At 55.3% G+C, this 20,235-nt stretch carries 18 protein-coding genes and 3 tRNA genes; 13 read left to right on the top strand and 8 right to left on the bottom strand.

All coding sequences use genetic code 11. The features are described 5' to 3' along the window. Window positions 1-16 precede the first annotated feature (16 nt). Together EP166_RS03000 and trmA are read right to left on the bottom strand one after the other, a co-directional pair. Window positions 17-1,108: a class I SAM-dependent methyltransferase gene (locus EP166_RS03000; protein WP_127555318.1), complete on the bottom strand. Its 1,092-nt coding sequence runs from the start codon at window positions 1,106-1,108 to the stop codon at window positions 17-19. After that, window positions 1,108-2,193 carry a tRNA (uridine(54)-C5)-methyltransferase TrmA gene (gene trmA / locus EP166_RS03005; protein WP_127555319.1) on the bottom strand — a complete coding sequence of 362 codons (1,086 nt, stop codon included), beginning with the start codon at window positions 2,191-2,193 and terminating at the stop codon, window positions 1,108-1,110. Before trmA ends, EP166_RS03000 begins: the two co-directional genes overlap by 1 nt. A gap of 179 nt (window positions 2,194-2,372) precedes the next feature. Here trmA and EP166_RS03010 point away from each other — a divergent pair, with 179 nt between their 5' ends. Then, complete coding sequence (locus EP166_RS03010; protein WP_425469998.1) at window positions 2,373-3,044, top strand: MiaE family protein; 672 nt, start codon at window positions 2,373-2,375, stop codon at window positions 3,042-3,044. Window positions 3,045-3,047: 3 nt separating this feature from the next. Here EP166_RS03010 and EP166_RS03015 read toward each other — a convergent pair whose 3' ends face one another. The 3 genes from EP166_RS03015 to folD are packed head-to-tail and all read right to left on the bottom strand — an operon-like array spanning window position 3,048 to window position 5,189. Next, the gene (locus EP166_RS03015) at window positions 3,048-3,806 is read right to left on the bottom strand and encodes a UDP-2,3-diacylglucosamine diphosphatase (protein ID WP_164743787.1); all 759 of its coding nucleotides are present in this window, start codon (window positions 3,804-3,806) and stop codon (window positions 3,048-3,050) included. A 4-nt stretch (window positions 3,807-3,810) separates the two neighbouring features. Then, a complete protein-coding gene (locus EP166_RS03020; RefSeq protein WP_127555321.1) occupies window positions 3,811-4,308 on the bottom strand; it encodes a peptidylprolyl isomerase in 498 nt (165 codons plus the stop codon). 14 nt (window positions 4,309-4,322) lie between these two features. Next, window positions 4,323-5,189: a bifunctional methylenetetrahydrofolate dehydrogenase/methenyltetrahydrofolate cyclohydrolase FolD gene (gene folD / locus EP166_RS03025; RefSeq protein ID WP_127555322.1), complete on the bottom strand. Its 867-nt coding sequence runs from the start codon at window positions 5,187-5,189 to the stop codon at window positions 4,323-4,325. 198 nt (window positions 5,190-5,387) lie between these two features. On the opposite strand from folD, the gene EP166_RS03030 reads away from it, so the two are divergent. The 11 genes from EP166_RS03030 (at window position 5,388) to EP166_RS03080 (ending at window position 15,411) form a co-directional block, all read left to right on the top strand. After that, a tRNA-Pro gene (locus tag EP166_RS03030) sits at window positions 5,388-5,464 on the top strand. Window positions 5,465-5,536: 72 nt separating this feature from the next. Next, a tRNA-Arg gene (locus EP166_RS03035) sits at window positions 5,537-5,613 on the top strand. A gap of 21 nt (window positions 5,614-5,634) precedes the next feature. Beyond that, window positions 5,635-5,710, top strand: a tRNA-His gene (locus EP166_RS03040). 252 nt (window positions 5,711-5,962) lie between these two features. Beyond that, window positions 5,963-7,276 (top strand): trigger factor, encoded by a 1,314-nt coding sequence (gene tig / locus EP166_RS03045; RefSeq protein WP_127555323.1) that lies wholly within the window; start codon window positions 5,963-5,965, stop codon window positions 7,274-7,276. 105 nt (window positions 7,277-7,381) lie between these two features. Then, the gene (gene clpP / locus EP166_RS03050; protein WP_127555324.1) at window positions 7,382-8,020 is read left to right on the top strand and encodes an ATP-dependent Clp endopeptidase proteolytic subunit ClpP; all 639 of its coding nucleotides are present in this window, start codon (window positions 7,382-7,384) and stop codon (window positions 8,018-8,020) included. Between the two features lie 146 nt (window positions 8,021-8,166). Further along, window positions 8,167-9,453 (top strand): ATP-dependent Clp protease ATP-binding subunit ClpX, encoded by a 1,287-nt coding sequence (clpX, locus tag EP166_RS03055; protein ID WP_127555325.1) that lies wholly within the window; start codon window positions 8,167-8,169, stop codon window positions 9,451-9,453. 160 nt (window positions 9,454-9,613) lie between these two features. After that, window positions 9,614-12,037 carry an endopeptidase La gene (lon, locus tag EP166_RS03060; RefSeq protein ID WP_127555326.1) on the top strand — a complete coding sequence of 808 codons (2,424 nt, stop codon included), beginning with the start codon at window positions 9,614-9,616 and terminating at the stop codon, window positions 12,035-12,037. A gap of 192 nt (window positions 12,038-12,229) precedes the next feature. Next, entirely contained in the window at window positions 12,230-12,502 is a 273-nt protein-coding gene (gene hupB, locus EP166_RS03065) for a nucleoid-associated protein HU-beta (RefSeq protein WP_028669965.1), read from the top strand. 126 nt (window positions 12,503-12,628) lie between these two features. Further along, window positions 12,629-14,488, top strand: coding sequence for a SurA N-terminal domain-containing protein (locus EP166_RS03070; protein ID WP_127555327.1), 1,860 nt, complete (start codon window positions 12,629-12,631; stop codon window positions 14,486-14,488). Between the two features lie 101 nt (window positions 14,489-14,589). Then, a complete protein-coding gene (locus EP166_RS03075; protein ID WP_127555328.1) occupies window positions 14,590-14,832 on the top strand; it encodes a helix-turn-helix transcriptional regulator in 243 nt (80 codons plus the stop codon). 15 nt (window positions 14,833-14,847) lie between these two features. Beyond that, window positions 14,848-15,411, top strand: a complete 564-nt coding sequence (locus EP166_RS03080; RefSeq protein ID WP_127555329.1) for a KdsC family phosphatase — start codon at window positions 14,848-14,850, stop codon at window positions 15,409-15,411. Window positions 15,412-15,434: 23 nt separating this feature from the next. On the opposite strand, the gene kdsA is transcribed toward EP166_RS03080, so the two are convergent. Then, a complete protein-coding gene (gene kdsA / locus EP166_RS03085; RefSeq protein ID WP_127555330.1) occupies window positions 15,435-16,280 on the bottom strand; it encodes a 3-deoxy-8-phosphooctulonate synthase in 846 nt (281 codons plus the stop codon). 64 nt (window positions 16,281-16,344) lie between these two features. On the opposite strand from kdsA, the gene dinG reads away from it, so the two are divergent. Continuing rightward, a complete protein-coding gene (gene dinG, locus EP166_RS03090) occupies window positions 16,345-18,474 on the top strand; it encodes an ATP-dependent DNA helicase DinG (protein ID WP_127555331.1) in 2,130 nt (709 codons plus the stop codon). A gap of 13 nt (window positions 18,475-18,487) precedes the next feature. On the opposite strand, the gene EP166_RS03095 is transcribed toward dinG, so the two are convergent. Both EP166_RS03095 and EP166_RS03100 read right to left on the bottom strand, forming a co-directional pair. After that, a complete protein-coding gene (locus tag EP166_RS03095; RefSeq protein ID WP_127555332.1) occupies window positions 18,488-19,549 on the bottom strand; it encodes an agmatine deiminase family protein in 1,062 nt (353 codons plus the stop codon). Between the two features lie 108 nt (window positions 19,550-19,657). After that, window positions 19,658-20,194 carry a PilZ domain-containing protein gene (locus EP166_RS03100; protein WP_127555333.1) on the bottom strand — a complete coding sequence of 179 codons (537 nt, stop codon included), beginning with the start codon at window positions 20,192-20,194 and terminating at the stop codon, window positions 19,658-19,660. Window positions 20,195-20,235 lie beyond the last annotated feature (41 nt).

A 20,235-nucleotide genomic window follows, 5' to 3' on the forward strand; every position in this document is an offset into this window, starting at 1 on the left:
TGAACAGGGGCTCAGGTTATGGCTTGGGGCCCGTGCACCTGAAGACGACAAACTTCGGGTGCTGGCTGACCGGGGTGACCTGGCTGAACCAGCGGGTCAGGGTCTTGTGATAATTGAGGTGCCGGTTGCCAACCACCCAGAATTCGCCGCTGTCCGCTAGAGCGTCTGCTGCCTGTTCGAACAGGGTGTGGGCGATATCAGTGGTAAGAGTAGTGCTCTGATGAAACGGCGGATTGCACAGAATAAGCGGTAAATCGGTTAGGCCAAGGCCACTCAGGCCATTGGTGTGATAGAGGTCAACCTGCCGTCCGTTACGGGCTGCACTGGCTGTGGCTGATGCAGTGGCCTGTCGGCTCTCGTCGATCAGAATGGCCTGGCTGTGCGGATGCCTGTGCAGATAATTCAGCGCCAGAACGCCATTGCCGCAGCCCAGATCCACAAACCGGTCGACCGCCGGTAACTGGTCGAATTCAGCCAGGAAGGCCAGGGCGCCCGGGTCGGGTCGGGCTTCACTGAAGCAGCCTGGCAGGGATACCAGGTTAACCTGGCCGGCGACATAGTCATGGGCCAATTCTGTCGAGCCCTGAATAAGCGGGTCCGTCAGCGTGACACACCGGGCTTTTTTGGCCGCCAATCCCGGATTGATCTGTCCAAAATACCGCTGCATGAGCTTCTGGTGACCACGGCTCAGGTGTTTGACCATACCGGCTACCCAGCATTGCCCGCCTTCGGCGAGGCGCCCGGCGATCTGGCTCAATTGCCACTCAAAAAGCGTCAGCGATTTGGGGGCGTGCAAAATCACCAGCGCGTAGTGGTCCTTCAGGTCAGCACTGGACTCAATAAGACGGGGTGTACTGGCCTGGTTGGCGCTGACGTTCAGCTTCAAGGCTTCACCGGCCATGGCGCTGTCGTTCCACCAGTCCGGGCTGGTCGAAGCCAGGGCCGTCGCCAGTGCGCCAAAACCGTCGTTGACCAGCAGCATCGGGCCAGCAGAGCCGTCGTAAGTCTGCAGCCTCTGCAATACCAGCTCATCGGCCGCGTTGTAAGCTTGCAAGTCCGGGGCCGGTGGTACCCGGCTGAGCGTTAACTGAGTCAGATCCTCAATCATCAGTTTTTAACCAGCACCAGGCCCGCTTCCATGTGGTGTGTGTAAGGGAACTGGTCAAAGACAGCAGCGGCCTCAATGCGGTAATCGGAGCCCAGCGCCCGCACGTTGGCAGCGAGTGTGTCTGGGTTACAGGAAATGTAAACAATGCGCTCGAAATGGCGCGCCAGGTCCAGGGTGTCGTCATCGAGACCGGCCCGGGGCGGGTCGACCAGCAAGGTCTTGAAATCGTAGTCCGATACCGCCCATTCGCGCAGGCGACGCGATTCGGTACGCCCGAGCCAGGCGTTGGCGAAGTCTTCACTCGACATCCGGGCGATGGTCAGGTTATCGACGCCGTTGGCTTCTATGTTGTGCTGGGCACTTTGTACCGATACCCGGGAAATTTCCGTAGCGAGTGCGCGGTTGAAGTTGGTAGCGAGCGGAATGGAGAAATTGCCATTGCCGCAATACAACTCCAGCAAGTCTCCTTCACAGCCGGTTGTGTGGTGTTTGGCCCAGCCTACCATCTGCTCGCAGACGCCGGCATTGGGCTGGGTGAAGGAGTTTTCATATTGCCTGAAATGAAAATCCTGCCCCTGAATGGTCAGGGTTTCGTTCACATAGTCGCGCGACAGAACCAAGCGCTGCTTGCGTGCCCGACCAATGACCGGGAAGCCCCATTGTTCCTGCCAGTGCCGCCCGCGAGCTTCCCAGGCATCGTCCAGCGCCTTGTGATAGATGAGGGTGATCAGAGCGTCGCCTTGCTGGGTGGTAATGAACTCGACCTGAAACAACCGTTCCCGCAGCTGTGGGTCTTCCAGCACGCTGTTGCGCACTTCTGTCATCAGGCGGTTAAGCAGTTTGCTGGCGACCGGGAACTGGTCAACCCGAACCGGGACTTTGGGGTCGGCCGGGTCAAACATGGCGTACCAGGAGTCGTCTCCTTCGTGCCAGAACTTGAATTCGGCCCGCATGCGGTAGTGGCTGGGTTCAGACCGAAACACCTCGGGCTCGGGTAGGGTGATGCCATCAAACAGCGTTTTCAGGCGCTCAACCTTCTCGGTCAGCTGGGTTTCATACTGTTCGGGCGCAAAAGGGAAAGGCATGACCAGTCCAGTTCAGGATTCGGGCCGCCATTCTAGTTATTCCCGGCTCTCAAACCAGTTTATACCGTTATCTACATTGACGAGTTTTGCTAATAGTCGAGTGCACCGCGAATCAGTATAATTCCTGGCCCTCAAACAGGCTGTTTGGCCTGACGTTTATCATTCATGTTGGAGTTTGCGTGATTCAAGACCCTGTTAGCCCCGAATTGGCCACAGAAGCCCCCGATCCAAAGACCGTATTGGGGGACATCCCTGATTTTCTCGGCAACCGAACTCCGCAAGCCTGGGTTGAGAAGGCCCTGGACAACCTGACGGTGCTGCTGATCGACCACGCCCAGTGTGAAAAAAAAGCGGCTTCGGCGGCCATGTCGATGATGTACAAATACGTCGATCGCCGTGAGCTACTGTCGAAAATGAGTAAGCTGGCACGTGAGGAGCTGGTGCATTTCGATCAGGTGCTCAAGTTGATGGATGATCGTGGAATTCAATACACGCATCTTACAGCAGGCCGCTATGCCGGTGCCTTGCACGAACTGATACGCAAGAGCGAGCCGGAAAAGGTGGTTGATCGATTGATACTGGGGGCTTTTGTTGAAGCTCGGTCCTGCGAGCGATTCGCAGCGCTGGTGCCGGAATTGTACCGCCGGGGCGATGACGTGCTGGGTCGTTTCTATTTCTCGTTGTTAAAAAGCGAGGCACGACACTATAAAGACTATCTGACGCTGGCACGGCAGTATTCAGAGACGGATATTACGGATCGAGTTGCGGCTTTTCGGGAGCTGGAAGCCAGCTTGATCGAGTCGCCGGATGAGACCTTTCGGTTTCACAGTGGTGTGCCGGTGCAGGCATGACCGTCAGTCTTGCCCGAACGCTAACTGGGCAATACTGAACCGGTTGAGTGTTTTGCAATTCTGCTCGAATTTCAAATACCAACCCAGTTTATCCCAATCACCCATTACCAGGCGTTCACGGTCTGGTTCATTATCGTCCGAGATCCTATGCCAGTCGGCCATATGGGTATGACCATGGATCAGCCCGGCGTGCCGGGTGCCTTTCAGCGCTCGCTTCACGGCTTTTTGATTCACATCGATGTAGCGGGGCGCATCCGTTCTGTTTCGGTCTTTGCTGGCCTTGCGCAGTCGTTCGGCCAACGCTAGCCGCCAGGCCAGAGGCAGTCGGCGCAGGGTGCTCAGCACGGCGGAAGACTGAATGATGGCTCGGTACCGCTGATAACCGCGATCATCGGTGCACAGTCGATCGCCATGGCTTAACAGCCAGGTCTGTGCGCCAAATTGAACCGGGGTCGGGTCTGGCAGCAAGGTCGCATTGCAGCGTTTGGCATAGTGATAGCCGAGGGCAAAGTCTCGGTTACCGACCATCAAATAGACCGCTGTGGTTTCAGACAGTTGATGCAGCCGTCTAGCTATCTCGTCATGCAGGGAGGAAGTGGCGTCGTCACCGACCCAGTATTCGAAGAAATCCCCCAGGATGAACAGGGCTTCCTCCTGGCTGGCAACGTCGTCCAGAAAGGCATAAAAGGCCCGGACCAGGTCCGGGCGGGACTCGCTCAGGTGCAGATCTGAAATCAGAACGGCACGGCGGTGGTGTATCATCCAATCATTCCAGAATAACGGCTTTTTCGATGATGACGTCTTCAGTCGGCACATCCTGATGGCCAGCCTTGAAAGTTGTTGGTACCGCTTTGATCCGGTTTACGACGTCCATGCCGTCGGTTACCTCGCCAAAGACGGCATAGCCCCAACCATCGGTGCTTTCCGATTTGAAATCCAGAAAGCTGTTGTCAGCAATGTTGATGAAAAACTGGGCCGTGGCCGAGTGCGGATCAGCGGTGCGGGCCATGGCAATGGTGCCGACGGTGTTCTTAAGGCCGTTGTTGGCCTCGTTGTCGATGGGCGCGCGGGTAGAGCGCTGTTTCATGCCAGGTTCAAAGCCGCCGCCCTGTACCATAAAGCCGTTGATCACCCGGTGAAAGATCAGGCCATCGTAAAAGCCGGCATTCACGTATTCAGCGAAGTTGGCGCTGGTATTGGGCGCTTTTTCAGTGTTCAGGGTCAGGGTAATATCGCCCAGATTGGTAGTTAGCAATACGTTCACAGGTTGTCCTCGGGTTATTGCGTGAGATTAAGGTGCAACCGTTTGGTTGCTATCAAGGTGTTTTCCATCAGAGTGGCTACCGTCATCGGACCGACACCGCCAGGGACTGGGGTTATCCAGGCTGCTTTCTCAGAGGCCAGTTCAAAATCCACATCGCCAGTCAGTTTGCCATCGTCGGTGCGGCTGATGCCCACATCGATCACAATGGCGCCTTCTTTGATCCAATCGCCCCTGATCAGGCCGGGTCGACCAACAGCGGCCACGAGGATATCGGCGCGACGTACGTGTTTTTCAAGATCGACCGTGAACCGATGGGCGCAGGTTGTTGTGCAGCCGGCCAGCAGTAATTCCAGCACCATAGGCCGACCGACATGATTCGAGGCGCCAACGACCAACGCTTCCTGGCCACGCAGGTCCACCCCGGTTTCGCGCAGCAGGGTCATAATGCCTTTTGGAGTGCAGCTTTCGAGCATGGGCCGGCGTTGAACCAGCCGCCCGGCGTTGAACGGATGAAAACCATCGACGTCTTTATCCGGACGGATGCGCTCAACCACGGTATCGGCATTAATATGCTCGGGCAGTGGTAGCTGGACCAGAATGCCATCAATGGAGGCATCGTCATTCAAATCGTCGATCAGCGCCAGCAACTGAGCTTCTTTGGTCGATGCTGGTAGATCGTAACTGACTGATTTGAAGCCAACTTCATCGCAGGCGCGGCGTTTGCTGCCGACATAGACTTCGGAGGCCGGGTCAGTGCCGACCAGAATGACAGCCAGGCCCGGGGGCCGAATCCCCTGGCTGGTCAGGGCGGTGACTTCTTCGGCGACGCGGGCGCGCACGCGGCTCGCCGTCGCCTTACCGTCCAGTATGTTTGCGGGCATGGAGAGGTTCCTTGGAAGTTTTGCGGATTTTCGCATGCCCGTCTGGGTCGGGCAAGGAAACACACTCAGTTCAAAGATTGATCGAATTCACTGGAAAAGGGTCTATCGTCTTGTTTTTCCTGAATTTTTTTAAAAAAGTGTTTGACGGCACCCCAGCCCGTCAGTAATATGCGCCCCACGTTGACGAGACGTACTGATCGGAGCATAGCGCAGCCTGGTAGCGCATCTGGTTTGGGACCAGAGGGTCGGGGGTTCGAATCCCTCTGCTCCGACCATTAATTTAGTAAGGTGTCGTCTCGGTGGGCAGGCGGTTTCGCCGCTCTGGTAGCGTGACCTTTTGGGATTACGCGCCCGTAGCTCAACCGGATAGAGCACTCGCCTTCTAAGCGAGTGGTTGCAGGTTCAAGTCCTGCCGGGCGTACCAGTCTCGTAACGATAATTTGTGGTGGGCGTAGCTCAGTTGGTAGAGCCCTGGATTGTGATTCCAGTCGTCGTGGGTTCGAGTCCCATCGTCCACCCCACTTATTATTTCAGAAAAGGCCGGTCTCCGGCTTTTTTTGTATGTGCGCTAAAAAAATCGGGCGGCGTCTTGCTTCCCGGTGGATTCAATCATTGGTTGAATCATGATTTATCAGCCGGGCGGCCGGATACCGTTGACTGGGCTTGAATAGTACCCCCATCACCCCTACATTAACCGCCCCCGAATTAACCCAATGTACAGATCGGGCTTAGTTTACCGGTCATTACCTTATAAAAGAGCAAGAGGAAGCCTCATGCAAGTGTCTGTCGAAGCGACTACCGGTCTGGAACGCCGTCTGAAGGTGGGTGTCCCCGCCAGTGAAGTGGATAATGCGGTCAGTGAAAAGCTGAAGCAAACAGCTCGCCGCGTGCGCATCGACGGTTTCCGTCCGGGTAAAGTGCCTGTTTCCGTGGTTAAGCAGCGTTTTGGTGATGGCATTCGCGCCGAAGTGCTGCAGGAAGTTGTACAAAATAATTACGCAAAAGCCCTGACCGAAGAAAAGCTGACGCCTGCCGGTTCTCCGCGCATTGAATTCACTCAGGACAAAGCGGGCCAGGACGTTGAGTTTGTCGCCATCTTTGAAGTGTTCCCTGAGGTAACGCTGGCTGCGTTCGACGGTTATGAGTTCGACAAGCAGTCCGCAGAGATAACCGATACCGATATTGAGGACATGCTGGCCAATCTGCGCAAGCAGCGTGCTGAATATAAAGTTGTCGATCGTGCCGCGGCCGATACCGATCAGGTCAAAATCGATTTTGTGGGCAAGGTAGACGGTGAAGCGTTTGATGGCGGCAGTGCGGAAGATCAGACCCTGATTCTGGGCTCAAAATCGATGATCCCCGGCTTTGAAGACGGCATCGTCGGCATGAAAGCCGGTGAAACCAAAGCGGTTGATGTCACTTTTCCTGAAGAATACGGCAACAAGGAACTGGCTGGCAAAGCAGCTGTGTTCGATATCACGCTGAAGGAAGTGGCTGAAGCCGAGCTGCCCGAGTTGGATGAAGCCTTCTTTGAAGCCTTCGGCACCAAGGGTACCGACCTTGAAAGCTTCAAAGTTGAAGTTCGCCAGAACATGGAGCGCGAAGCTCGTAACGCACTCCAGGCCAAGCTGAAGAACGATGTCATCGAGAAGTTGGTCGAAGACAACAGCCTCGACGTACCTTCAGCGCTGGTTGATGAAGAGATTGGTCGTTTGCAGCAGCAAGCCGTTCAACAGTTCGGTGGTGGCGCCCAGATGGACCCGTCCAGCCTGCCCAAGGAGCTGTTTCAGGAACAAGCTGAGCGTCGCGTAAAAGTTGGCCTGCTGATGAACGAAGTGATCAACAGCGGTGAACTGAAAGCAGACGACGCTGAGGTGCGTGCCTACATCGAAGACCAGGCTTCCGTATACCAGGAGCCGCAGCAGGTTATTGACTATTACTACAGCAATCGTGAACTTTTGAACCAAGTTCGTGCTGTGGTTGTTGAAAACGCAGCAATCGACTATATCCTGAGTAAATCCAAGGTGAACGAATCCACCGTAAGTTACCAGGACGCTGTTAAGAACAAGGCGGCGGCACAAGGCTGAATGCCAGTGCCGGCTCTGATGTCGGCAGCATGAGGCAGCAATGAGAGTTGGCGCTTCCTTGGGGGTGCCAACTTTTTTGTTTTTTGAATACCAGGAGTCGAGTCAATGTCAAAGTTTGATGCCAACGGGTCCGCACCCGATATCATGAACGCCAGCGGTCTGGTACCTATGGTCGTTGAGCAGTCGGCTCGGGGTGAACGGTCTTACGATATCTATTCGCGACTGCTGAAAGAGAACGTGATCTTCCTGGTCGGTCAGATTGAAGACCATATGGCCAACCTGATTGTGGCGCAGTTACTGTTTCTGGAAAGCGAGAATCCGGACAAGGACATTTCGCTATACATCAATTCGCCGGGGGGTTCGGTCACCGCTGGCATGGCTATTTACGATACTATGCAGTTCATCAAGCCCGACGTGAGCACCATGTGCATCGGGCAGGCGGCCAGCATGGGTGCGCTGTTACTGACAGCCGGAGCTAAGGGCAAGCGCTTCTGTCTGCCCAATTCGCGCATGATGATTCATCAGCCACTGGGCGGTTTCCAGGGGCAGGCGTCAGACATCGAGATCCACGCGCGTGAAATTCTGGAAATGAAACAGCGTTTGAACGACATCATGGCGTATCATACCGGTCAGCCGCTTGAGGTTGTCGAGAAAGACACTGATCGCGATAACTTCATGAAGGCAGACGATGCCGTCAGCTACGGCCTGGTCGATAAGGTCATGCAGAGCCGCAATACTGGCTGACTGTGATGAAATCGCTAAAATACCTGTAAAATCAATCGGTTGATCACGTTTACCAAACAACCACAGTGGTTTCCCTGAAAAAACTTGCATTATCGGGGCTGTGGTTTCATCTTTAATCGAGCAACCGTTACCAATGGAGTAGTTGAATGGCCGACGATAGAACCGGAAAAGGCGAAGACGGTAAGTTGCTGTATTGCTCTTTCTGCGGAAAGAGCCAGCATGAAGTCCGTAAGCTGATTGCCGGGCCTTCGGTGTTCATTTGCGATGAGTGTGTCGATCTGTGTAATGACATCATTCGCGAAGAGCTGCAGGACAATGGTCCCAAGCACGAAAGCAGTAAACTGCCGACTCCCGCGGAAATCCGTGAAACGCTGGACGAATACGTCATTGGCCAGTCGCGCGCAAAAATGGTGCTCTCGGTCGCCGTTTACAATCACTACAAACGGCTGCAGTACGGCGAGCACAACGATGACGTTGAGCTGAGTAAGTCCAATATTCTTCTAATCGGCCCGACAGGCAGTGGTAAAACACTGTTGGCCGAAACTCTGGCCCGCATGTTGAACGTACCGTTCACCATTGCTGACGCCACCACCCTGACTGAAGCCGGTTATGTGGGTGAGGATGTCGAGAACATCATTCAGAAACTGCTGCAAAAGTGCGATTACGACGTGGACAAGGCCCAGCGCGGCATTGTCTACATCGATGAGATCGACAAAATCTCCAGGAAGTCCGACAACCCCTCAATTACCCGGGACGTCTCTGGTGAGGGTGTGCAGCAAGCCTTGTTGAAACTGATTGAGGGGACCGTAGCATCGGTACCGCCGCAGGGCGGACGCAAACACCCCCAGCAGGAGTTTCTACAGGTCGACACTGGCAACATTCTGTTTATCTGCGGTGGTGCTTTTGCGGGTCTGGAGAAGGTTATTCGCAACCGATCTGAAAAAGGCGGTATTGGCTTCAGCGCTACCATGAAGTCCAAGGACGAAAACCGGAATCTGGGTGAAACCATTGCCGATGTTGAGCCGGAAGATCTGGTCAAATACGGTCTGATTCCGGAATTTATTGGTCGTTTGCCGGTGGTTGCCACCCTGACCGAACTGGATGAAGACGCTCTGATTCAGATTCTGACCGAGCCCAAGAACTCCCTGGTGAAGCAATACCAGAAGTTGTTTGATATGGAAGGTGTCGAACTGGATTTTCGCATCAGTGCGCTCAAGGCCGTTGCCCACAAGGCTATGGAACGTAAAACCGGCGCCCGGGGCTTACGGTCTATTCTGGAAAACGTGCTGCTCGACACCATGTATCAGATTCCCTCGGAGACCGGAGTCTCGAAAGTGGTCATTGAAGAGAGTGTCATTAAGGGGGAATCCGAACCCCTGCTGATCTATGAAACACAAGACAGCAAGAAAACAGCGGGTGGTCAGCACGACTGATCAGAAAGCGGGCCCTAGGGCCCGTTTTTTATTCCGCGACGACGGTGTTGGCGCCTCTGTGTCGCAACCGGGCAGGTAAAAGTTTTATTGCCCTAAGCTCTTGATTTGACGGGCCCAGGCGCCATTATCAATTCAAATCTGAACAGTTTCCGAGGTTCCCATGGAGCATTCTGACTCCCCGGCAGGCGATCCTATTGTATTACCGCTGCTTCCATTGCGTGACGTGGTCGTTTATCCGCACATGGTCATTCCATTGTTTGTTGGTCGTGAGAAGTCCATAGCGGCTCTCCAGGCTGCCATGGACGATGGCAAGAAAATACTGCTGGTCGCCCAGCGCAATGCTTCTGATGATGAGCCTGATCAGGGCGATCTCTATCACGTTGGTACCCTGGCGACCGTGCTGCAATTGTTGCGATTGCCAGATGGCACGGTGAAGGTGCTTGTTGAAGGCGTTGATCGCGTTAGCATTGACGAGCTGGAAGAGGGTGAGGAGTACATAAAGGGGCACGCGACGCTGATGACCGGCGGGCAGCTCAGTGAGCGCGAGAGCGAGTCTCTGGTTCGGCTGCTGATGTCCCAGTTCGACAAATACGTACAGCTGAGCAAGAAAGTTCCCTCAGAAGTGATTACCTCTTTGAACAGTATTGAGGAGCCGGGTCGTCTTGCGGATACCATAGCTGCGCATCTGTCGTTGAAGATAGATGAGAAACAGCAGGTGTTGGAGTTGTCGGCTGATCGCGACCGGATCGAACATCTGTTGTCGGTTCTGGAAACCGAGATCGACTTGCTGCAAGTCGAAAAGCGTATTCGCGGTCGGGTAAAAAAGCAGATGGAGAAATCCCAGCGCGAGTATTATCTGAACGAGCAAATGAAGGCGATTCAAAAAGAACTGGGTGACCTGGATGAAAGTAACCCCAATGAAATTGAAGAGCTGAGTGGCAAGATCGATAACGCTGGCATGCCTAAAGAGGCGCTTGAAAAAGCCAAAGCTGAACTGAACAAGCTGAAAATGATGTCACCGATGTCGGCGGAATCCTCGGTCGTGCGCAATTACCTCGACTGGATGATCAGCGTACCCTGGTCCAAGAAGTCGCGGGTGCGACATGATCTGAAGCGCGCTCAGGAAGTTCTGGAAGAAGACCACTATGGTCTCGATGAGGTTAAGAAGCGGATCCTCGAATACCTGGCCGTGCAGCAGCGCGTCAAGAAAGTCAAAGGACCGGTGTTGTGTTTGGTAGGTCCGCCTGGGGTGGGTAAAACCTCTCTGGGTCAGTCGATCGCGCGCGCAACAAACCGTAAATTTGTCCGTATGGCACTCGGTGGGGTTCGGGATGAATCGGAAATGCGTGGTCACCGCCGCACTTACATTGGCTCCATGCCTGGCAAGGTTGTTCAGAAACTGAGTAAGGTAGGCGTGCGCAACCCGCTTTTCTTACTCGACGAGATCGACAAGATGGGTATGGATCACCGGGGTGACCCGGCCTCTGCCTTGCTGGAGATTCTTGATCCGGAACAGAATCACACGTTCAACGACCATTATCTCGAAGTGGATTATGACCTGTCGGATGTGATGTTCATCTGTACCGCCAACTCGATGAACATCCCCGGTCCGTTGCTGGATCGGATGGAGATCATTCGCATTCCGGGTTACACCGAAGATGAAAAAGTGGCGATTGCCGAAAAATATCTGTTGCCCAAGCAGTTGAAAGCCAACGGACTGAAAGCAAACGAACTTAACCTGACCACCGGTGCGATCAGTGATCTGATTCGCTATTACAGCCGGGAAGCTGGGGTTCGTGGACTTGAGCGGGAAATAGCCAAGGTAGCTCGTAAGGTTGTCATGGCCAACGTGCTGGAGAAAGAAACCAGAACGACAACCATCGACCATGATAATCTGGAAGAGTATTCCGGTGTCCACAAATACAAGTTTGGGTTGGCCGACAAGGAGAATCAGGTCGGTATGGTCACCGGACTTGCCTGGACATCAGTGGGTGGCGAGTTACTGAACCTTGAGGCCACCTCGGTGCCCGGCAAGGGCCGAACTGTACAGACCGGCTCGCTGGGGGATGTCATGAAAGAATCCATCCAGGCGGCCATGACCGTGGTTCGTAGCCGGGCTCAAAGCCTGGGTATCATGCCCAACTTTATAGAGAACCGTGACATCCATGTGCACGTTCCGGAAGGGGCTACTCCAAAGGACGGACCGTCCGCAGGTATTGGCATGGCTACTGCTTTGGTTTCAGTGCTGACTCGCATTCCGGTTCGGGCTGATGTCGCCATGACCGGTGAAATAACCCTGCGCGGGCAGGTGTTGCCCATTGGCGGCTTGAAAGAAAAGCTTCTGGCGGCTCGCCGTGGAGGTATTAAAACCGTTATTATTCCCAAGGAAAATGTCAGGGATTTGAAGGAGATACCGGACAATATCAAGAAAGAGCTGGATATTCGTCCTGTTGAATGGATAGATGATGTGTTAAATGTAGCCTTGGAGCGCAATCCTACGCCACTGACCGATGCCCAGGTGGAAGCGGAAATGGCCAAGACTCGCTCTGAGAACCAGACATCATCTAGCCTCAGCACTCACTAGAACCGCTTGACAGTGGAATTTTGAGGCTGGTATAAAGTGGGTTCGACATGAATCGAATGCACGGGCTGAAAAGCACAAACAAATAACAAAACAGGTGCAGGGTGCTTTAGTAAGCGCAATGCCCCGGGTTTAGCACCCCAGGCATTGCCAGGGACATAAAACTGCATCACAACGAAGTTAAAGGGGAAAAGTGTGAACAAGTCTGAACTGATTGATGCTGTAGCGGCTGCGGCTGACATTCCAAAAGCGGCTGCTGGCCGTGCACTGGATGCAATGATTGACTCTGTGACTGACACGCTGAAAAGCGGTGATCAGGTCGTACTGGTAGGTTTCGGTACCTTTGGCGTTAAAGAGCGTGCGGCCCGTACCGGTCGTAACCCTCAAACTGGCCAGCCGATCGAAATCAAAGCGGCCAAAGTACCGAGCTTCAAGGCCGGTAAAGCGCTGAAAGACGCCGTAAACTGATTGAAGGGTCTCGGGTGGGAGCATCAGGCTCTCACCAGAACCCGGTTTGAACCGACAGCGTGTCAGCCCTGATGCGCTTTTTTTTTATCTGAATATCCGTAGTGTCCAGACGGGGTGGGAAGCTAAATGCTCCAGTTTTTCCGTAATGCAGCCAAGGGAGTGACGGGGAAGGTCATCGTCGCCGTTATCGTCGTTGCCTTTGCTTTTTTTGGTGCCGAATCCATCGTCGGCATTGTAAACAGTTCCGACCCGATTGAAGTGAATGGTGAGGGCATCAGTGATGTGCAGGTACAGCGACTGGTCCAGGAACGCCAACAGCAACTGATACAGCAACTGGGTGAAAATGCGACCCCTGAATTGTTGAACTCGTCGTTTATCCGTCAGTCAGTCGTCAACGCTCTGGTTAATGAAGAAATTCAACGACAGGCGAGTGTTGATCTGGATCTGGCGGTCAGCGAAGAAGAGGTTAATCAAAATATTCTGACGATTGGTGCGTTTCAGTCGAATGGCCGATTCGATGAAGAAGCCTTTCGCCGGTATATCGCAATAAACGGCTTTACTCCCACTACGTTCCGCAGCCAGTTGAGCAGCCAGATACGGCTGGAGCAAATGCAAGCGGGCCTGGTACGTTCTGCCTTTGAACTGGAGCGCGATGTTGAACGCTCTGCCGCCTTGGAAAGCCAGCGCCGGGAAGTGACTTATCGCCGTTATAACGCCGAAGACTTTCTGGATCAGGTCGACGTTACCGAACAGGATATTCAGGCTTATTACGAAGCCAACAGTGACCAGTTTTTGAACCCGGAGCAGGTTCAGGTTCGTTACGTTGTTCTTAATCAGAGTGATTTGATCCCCGACATGGTGGTGACCGAATCGGACATAGAGTCCCAATACAATCGCTATGTCGCTGAGGCTGAATCAGACACGTTACGCGAAGTGTCACATATTCTCTTTGCCGAGGGTGATGATCCCATGGCGGCGGCTGAAGCAGCCCAGGCACGTCTGGACGCTGGTGAGTCCTTTGCTGACCTGGCCGAAGAGTTGTCTGATGACCCGGGCAGCTCGCTCGACGGTGGATTCCTGGGCGAGTTAAGTGAAGGCCTTTATGTCGATGAATTCTACGAGGCGGGTCAACAACTGCAGACTGTCGGTGATGTGAGCGACCCGGTACAAACCGAGTTTGGCGTGCACTTGATTCGGCTCGAAACGCTTGAGCAGGCCGATGTTGAGCCACTGGAAAGTGTTCGTGACGACCTGGAGCAAGCCGTGCGCGAGCGTAAGGCGCGTGAAGAATTTGGTTTGCTCGAAACAGAGATGGCGGATATTGCGTTCCAGAGTGACCGCATTGAAGAGGTTGCCGAAACGTTCAATACCGCGGTTCAGACCTCCGACTGGATAAACCGTAACAGCACCTCTGGCATTGCGGCTTCTGCGTCATTCGTGACCGCGGCCTTTTCTGAATCTGTAGTGGACAAAAATCTGATCAGCGATGTTGTTCGTCTGGAGAACGGCGGCCTGGCGGTTATGCAGCTGGAGGCTTACGAGCCGGAGCAAGTGCAACCACTGGACGCAGTACGAGACCGGATTGTTGACATCGTGACCAATGAACAGGCAACCGAATTGGCTGAACAGGCCGCGACCGATGACCTGGAACAGGTGAGATCGGCCGGTGTGGTTACAGATGAGCGTTGGGCTTCGCCTACCGTGATCGATCGAGATAACAGCGATTTGCCCTCAAGCCTGGTACAGTTCAGCTTTGAGTTGCCGCGCCCGGCTGCCGATGGTCTGACTGTCGAGCGATATACCGCTGGTGAAACCGTATATCTGGTTGCTGTGTTGTCGGTAACAGAAGGCGAGGTTAGTGACGATGTTCGCCAGTCAGTTGGTAACTATCTTGCGCAGCGTACCGGCCAGGCCGACTATCAGAGTTTCTTCAATGCACTGCGGACCTCTGCCGACGTCCGTATCAGTGGCGCCTTGTCCCAGTAACGGAGGTAGGCGTCCGACCTCTGCGCCAGACGCATGGGGTCGGCTATACTGAGTATTGCAAAGGCCGCCTAAGCGGCCTTTTTTAATGGTGGGAGCCGGACATGAATTCACAGCATCAGAAACTGACCCAGCTACTCGATGAAAATGCGATTACAGCCGAAGACTTTGCCTATTGCCTCGGCATCGAACCGGCACAGGCCGAGCGGCTGTGCGCTGGGAAAAAAGCATTGACGCCCAAGTTGGCACGGCAAATAGAGCAAACCTTTTCCAAGCCTGCCTACTGGCTCGATGATTCCCCGGCGGCGAGCCAGGGCAGCGGTCCGAGTTTTGATCTGTTTGGGTAACCGGGGAGCGTGTCAATGAATGAAGAGCATACTGTCTTATTAAGAGATATCCGCCTGGTTGCTTTCGATGTTGATGGCGTGCTAACCGACGGGCGTTTGTACTATGGACCCGATGGCGAATCCCAGAAGGTTTTTCACGTCCGGGATGGGGTGGCATTAAAGGTGCTCCCCGATGTTGGCATTGACGTCGCTGTCGTATCGGCCAAAGACAGCCCCGCGCTTCGTACCCGTTTGAACGATCTGGGCGTCAAACATGCCTTTGTTGGGTGTCGCAATAAACTGCAGCGGTTGCAGGCGCTGGCGGAGGAGTTGGGGCTGGCACCCAATGAAATCGCCTTTGTTGGTGATGATCTGGTGGATCTGGAGGTAATGGCCTGGTGTGGCTGTAGCCTGGCACCGGCAGACGCTTACAGCCTCGTGCTGGAGCGGGCCAATGTGGTATTGACCGTTAAGGGCGGGCAGGGGGTTGCCCGATGTGTGGCGGATCTTGTGCTGAACGCCCAGGGGCTTTATCAGCAGGCCTACACCCTGGCGGCCGACGCTCATTTTGAACGTCGGCGCGACCCTTCAGACCGCTGAAAGCAGGCGAACGCATGGGCGCGTTAGCCGGTCACCAGGTCAGGCTGAGCTTTGATAAAGTCATCCAGCGCCTTCATTTGTGCCAGAAACGGCTTTAATTGTTCCAGTGGCAGGGCACTGGGACCGTCGCACTTGGCTTGGTCCGGGTCGGGGTGAGATTCCAGAAACAGCCCCGCAATTTTCTGCGACATGCCGGCCCGAGCCAGGTCCGTTACCTGGGCCCGGCGTCCGTCGGCCGAGTCGGAGCGGCCTCCGGGTTTCTGCAGAGCGTGGGTGACGTCAAAAATGACCGGGTAACCGGTTTGTTTCATGATGCCAAAACCAAGCATATCGACCACCAGGTTGTTGTAGCCAAACGAGGTGCCGCGCTCACAGAGAATCAGTTTGTCGTTGCCCGCTTCTTCGCATTTGCGCAGAATGTGGGCCATTTCGTGAGGCGCCAGAAACTGGGCTTTTTTGATGTTGATGACGGCGCCGGTTTTGGCCATCGCCATCACCAAATCAGTCTGGCGGGACAAGAACGCAGGCAGTTGGATGACATCAGCGACATCGGCAGCCGGCTGGCACTGGTAGGGCTCGTGGACGTCGGTGATCACCGGCACGTTGAAAGTTTGTTTGATCTCCTGCAGTATCTTCAACCCTTCGTCCAGGCCCGGGCCGCGAAACCCTGCAATTGAACTGCGATTGGCTTTGTCGAAGCTGGCCTTGAACACGTAGGGAATGCCCAGGTCTTCAGTGATCTTGACGTAGTGTTCGGCCATGGTCATCGCCAGGTCGCGACTTTCAATGACGTTGATGCCACCAAACAGAGTAAACGGCTGGTCGTTACCGACGGCCAGGTCTTGAACAGATACAGCACGCTGTTGCATAACAGTGTCCCTATTGAATTGGGCTGCCATTGTAGCCGTTGACCGCGAGAAGCTAAACCTGCCCATGCTCTCCCCTGAACTGAAAAACACCATTCAGACTGCCTACAGCGAGTACCTCACCGCCCGTGACCTAAAGGCGCGCAGCGGTCAGAAGCACATGCTGGCACACATTGCCCGCACCTTGTCGCAGGTTGAGCTCTCGGCTGATGGCGAGCGTCAGAGTGCAGCGCCCATAGCGGTGGTTGAGGCAGGAACCGGTACCGGGAAAACCATTGGCTATGCCCTCAGCGCCATCCCGATCGCACAGCATTTCGATAAACGGCTGGTTATTGCCACGGCCACTGTGGCCCTGCAGGAGCAGGTGGTTCAAAAAGACATTCCTGACATTCTGGCTTCCAGCGGTTTGAGCTTTAATGCCGTTTTGGCCAAAGGCCGCGGGCGCTACTTGTGCTTGCAACGCCTTGAGCAAAGCATCCAGATGCAGGAAGGCGCGGTGACTGCCTTGTCATTGTTTGAAGAGACGATGGCAGAGGATGAGGCCGCCTTGCAGGTCTATACCGACATGCTGGACCAGTTTGGACGTGGGCAGTGGAGTGGTGACCGGGACCAGTGGCCCGACCGCCTCGACGATGAGCTCTGGCGTCCGGTGACCTCAACGCACCGGGAATGCCTGAACCGGCGTTGTCCGCATTTTCAGAATTGCCCTTTCTATGAAACCCGCAAGGAACTGGAGGACGCTGACGTCATCATTGCCAATCACGATCTGGTGATGGCTGACCTGGCACTGGGAGGGGGTGTGATTCTGCCGGCACCGGCCCAGACCATCTATGTGTTCGATGAAGGGCATCACCTGCCGGACAAGGGGCTTTCCCACTTTGCCAGTCAGCTGCCGTTCAAGCAGACGCTGAATCAGATAGAGGGCTGGCGCAAGCAACTGCCCAAGGTCAGGCTGGAGCTGGCCTACGGTGACTCGGAAGAGCGGCTGCTGGATCAGGTGGAAGCCGCCATCGGTGATGCCCATCTGTGTCTGACCGACGCCTGGGGAGCGCTGGCGCCAGTTCGTCAGCGGCTCGACGGGCATTTGTCGACCCTGACGGTTCATGATCCGGACTGGCTGGCCCAGACCCAGGCGTTACTGGCCCCGCTGGAGCAGCCGCTGAAGCAACTGTGCACGGCCCTGTTGCGCCTGGACGAGTCGGTTCGCAAACGCCTGTCTGCTTCTCAGGATGTGGATGAGAAGGGGCGACTGGAACAAACCCTGCCGTTGCTGGGTCGATGGATGGGGCGCGCCGAGCCGGCGCGCGATCTGGTGGTTTCCTGGCTTCAGGAAGACAAGGCAGAGGCACCACCGACGGCGCGCTGGTTCGACAACATCGACTTGCCGGATTATCAGGATTTGGTGCTGAACGCCAGTCCGGTTTCCGCCCAGTCAATACTGCGACAGCATATCTGGAACCGGTGTTTCGGGGCCATTGTGACCTCAGCGACGTTGACCATCGCGGGTGATTTTAATCGCTTCGCCCTCCAGGCCGGTTTGCCAGACCACACCGGGTATTTACAAGTGTCGAGCCCCTTTGATTACCAATCGCGCGTGATCGCGCGCGTACCGGCGATTGCCTGCGATGGTGGCCTGCGCGAAGCGCACACCACAGCAATGATTGAAGCGGTGCAGGAATACCTGCCAACCTCGACCGGGAATCTGGTGTTGTTTTCGTCGCGTCAGCAAATGAATGAGGTGTATCGGGGGCTCAGCGCCGACTGGCAGGAACGCGTGACGTTGCAGGATGCATTACCCAAAAACGCTCTGATCAATCATCACCGGGAGCGGCTTGAAAGCGGGCAGGGCTCTACGCTGTTCGGGCTGGCCAGTCTGGCCGAAGGAGTGGACTTGCCGGGTAACTACCTGACGCACCTGATGATTGCCAAACTGCCGTTTGCGACACCCGATGATCCGATTCTATCAACTCTGTCTCTGTGGCTGGAACAGCGGGGGTCGAACCCCTTCGCCCAGGTCAGCTTGCCGACTGCCATTATTCGGCTGGTTCAGGCCTGTGGCCGATTGATTCGCAACGAATCAGACAGTGGCACGCTCTGGTTTATGGACCGCCGCCTGATCGACAAGCGATACGGCAGCCTGGTTCGTCAGTCACTGCCGGATTATCGTTGGGAAGTGGAGCCCCCCGCACCGCGTTAGTGAGAGGTGCAGCTTACAGATCCTGTGAATCGAGCAATGATTGCGACAACGTCCCTTTGGGTAGCTGCATGGTAATGCAGTGCAGGCTGCCACCCTGTTCGATCAGTGCCCTACTGGCCAAACCCACAACCCGGTGCCCGGGGAAGGCATCAGCCAGGCGTTCCAGTGCAGCGCCATCCTGGGGGACGCCGTAGGTGGGTACCAGCAAAAGCTGATTGGCAACCAGGAAATTGGCGTACGTTGCCGGCAGACGCTGGCCATTCTGACTGAATTGAGCATCGGGCCAGGGCAGTTCAATGAGCCGGTACGGCTTGCCGTCCGCATTGGTGAACGTTTCCAGCTCGCGTTTCATGGCACTGAGTGCCTCAAAGTGCGCATCGGTTTCATCCTGGCACCCCTGAAACACCAGAGTATGTTCGGGCGCAAAGCGGGCCAGGGTGTCGATGTGAGCGTCGGTGTCGTCTCCGGCGAGCGCGCCGTTTTCCAGCCAGAGTATCTGCTGTACCCCAAACCAGGTTTTCAGCCTCGTCTCGACCGCCGAGCGCGGCTGGTCACCGTTTCGATTCGGGTTCATCAGGCAGGCCGTGGTGCTAAGCAGGGTGCCCTGGCCGTCCGATTCAATGCTGCCACCTTCCAGTACCCAGTCAACAGTTTTCATGGGTGCCGCAAAGAGACCCTTGTCGGCCATAGACTGGTTTAGGGCGTTGTCGTTGCGGGCGTCGAATTTTTCACCCCAGCCGTTGAAGGTGAAATCCAGCAGCAGAGGCTGTTCGTTTTCGAGCACGGTAATGGGAGCATGGTCGCGGGCCCAGGTGTCATCGCCATCGACCAATACCAGATGGCACCGGGCCTGATTAATGCCATCGCGTTCGAACATGACTTTGAGCCGGTCTGTATCAATGCTGGCATGTACCTGAATGACGACATCCTGGGTGTGGCTGAGTGAACTCAGCAGATCCAGATAAACGTCTTCAGCATCGGACAGAGCGTCAGCCCAGTCACTGTCGGGGTGGGGCCAGGTGATAAGAATGGCATCCTGCGGATTCCATTCAGCGGGCAGGTAGCGTTGGCTCATAGATTATTCGTCACGCCTGAAATAAAAAGGGCAGGCAGTATACAGGCAGTTGTTGGTTTTTGCTTGTGTGTAACGCAACCAATAACGTTCCGTTACAGCAAGCGGGAGTTATGAGCCGCGGCTTTGGGCCTGAACTTTGAACAAGTGCCGGGTTAATGACTGGCGCTGAGTCTCACTCAACGCCTGGAACTCAAGGTGCACCCGCGTTCCCGAGCCGTCGGTAATGGCCTCCGCCACCCGGGCATGGCAGAACAGCGATAGATAACTGGGGGAGAAAATCAACGCCAGGGCGAGATCCTCCCCGACCGGGTGGGCACCCTCGAGCCAGCACTGGCAGCCGCCTTCACTGATGTCGATCGGCTGTGCCTGGAGGTGTTCAGTCTGTGTGGTCTGAATGTGCAGGTAGCGGGTCATCAGGGTCAGTTTGGTGTTGAACAGGTCCATCAGTTTGCGTGTGGCCGGGTCTTTGATGCGTTCCAGAAACTCATTGAACTGGGCGTCCACGTTTTCAAATTCTTTCAGCACCGCGACCTGGTGCAGTTGAGGAAAGTAATCAGCAATGGCAGGGCGCTCCGGATTATACGCCGCAGCGGTAACGTAGGCGGTATCGGCGACCCGAAAGAATTCCCGGCGATCTGTGTCCATAATGCGCTCCTTTGAGAAGGCGGTGTTTGGTGGCAGGTTGC

It is taken from the genome of Saccharospirillum alexandrii, from assembly GCF_004000275.1.
Classification (GTDB): domain Bacteria; phylum Pseudomonadota; class Gammaproteobacteria; order Pseudomonadales; family Natronospirillaceae; genus Saccharospirillum; species Saccharospirillum alexandrii.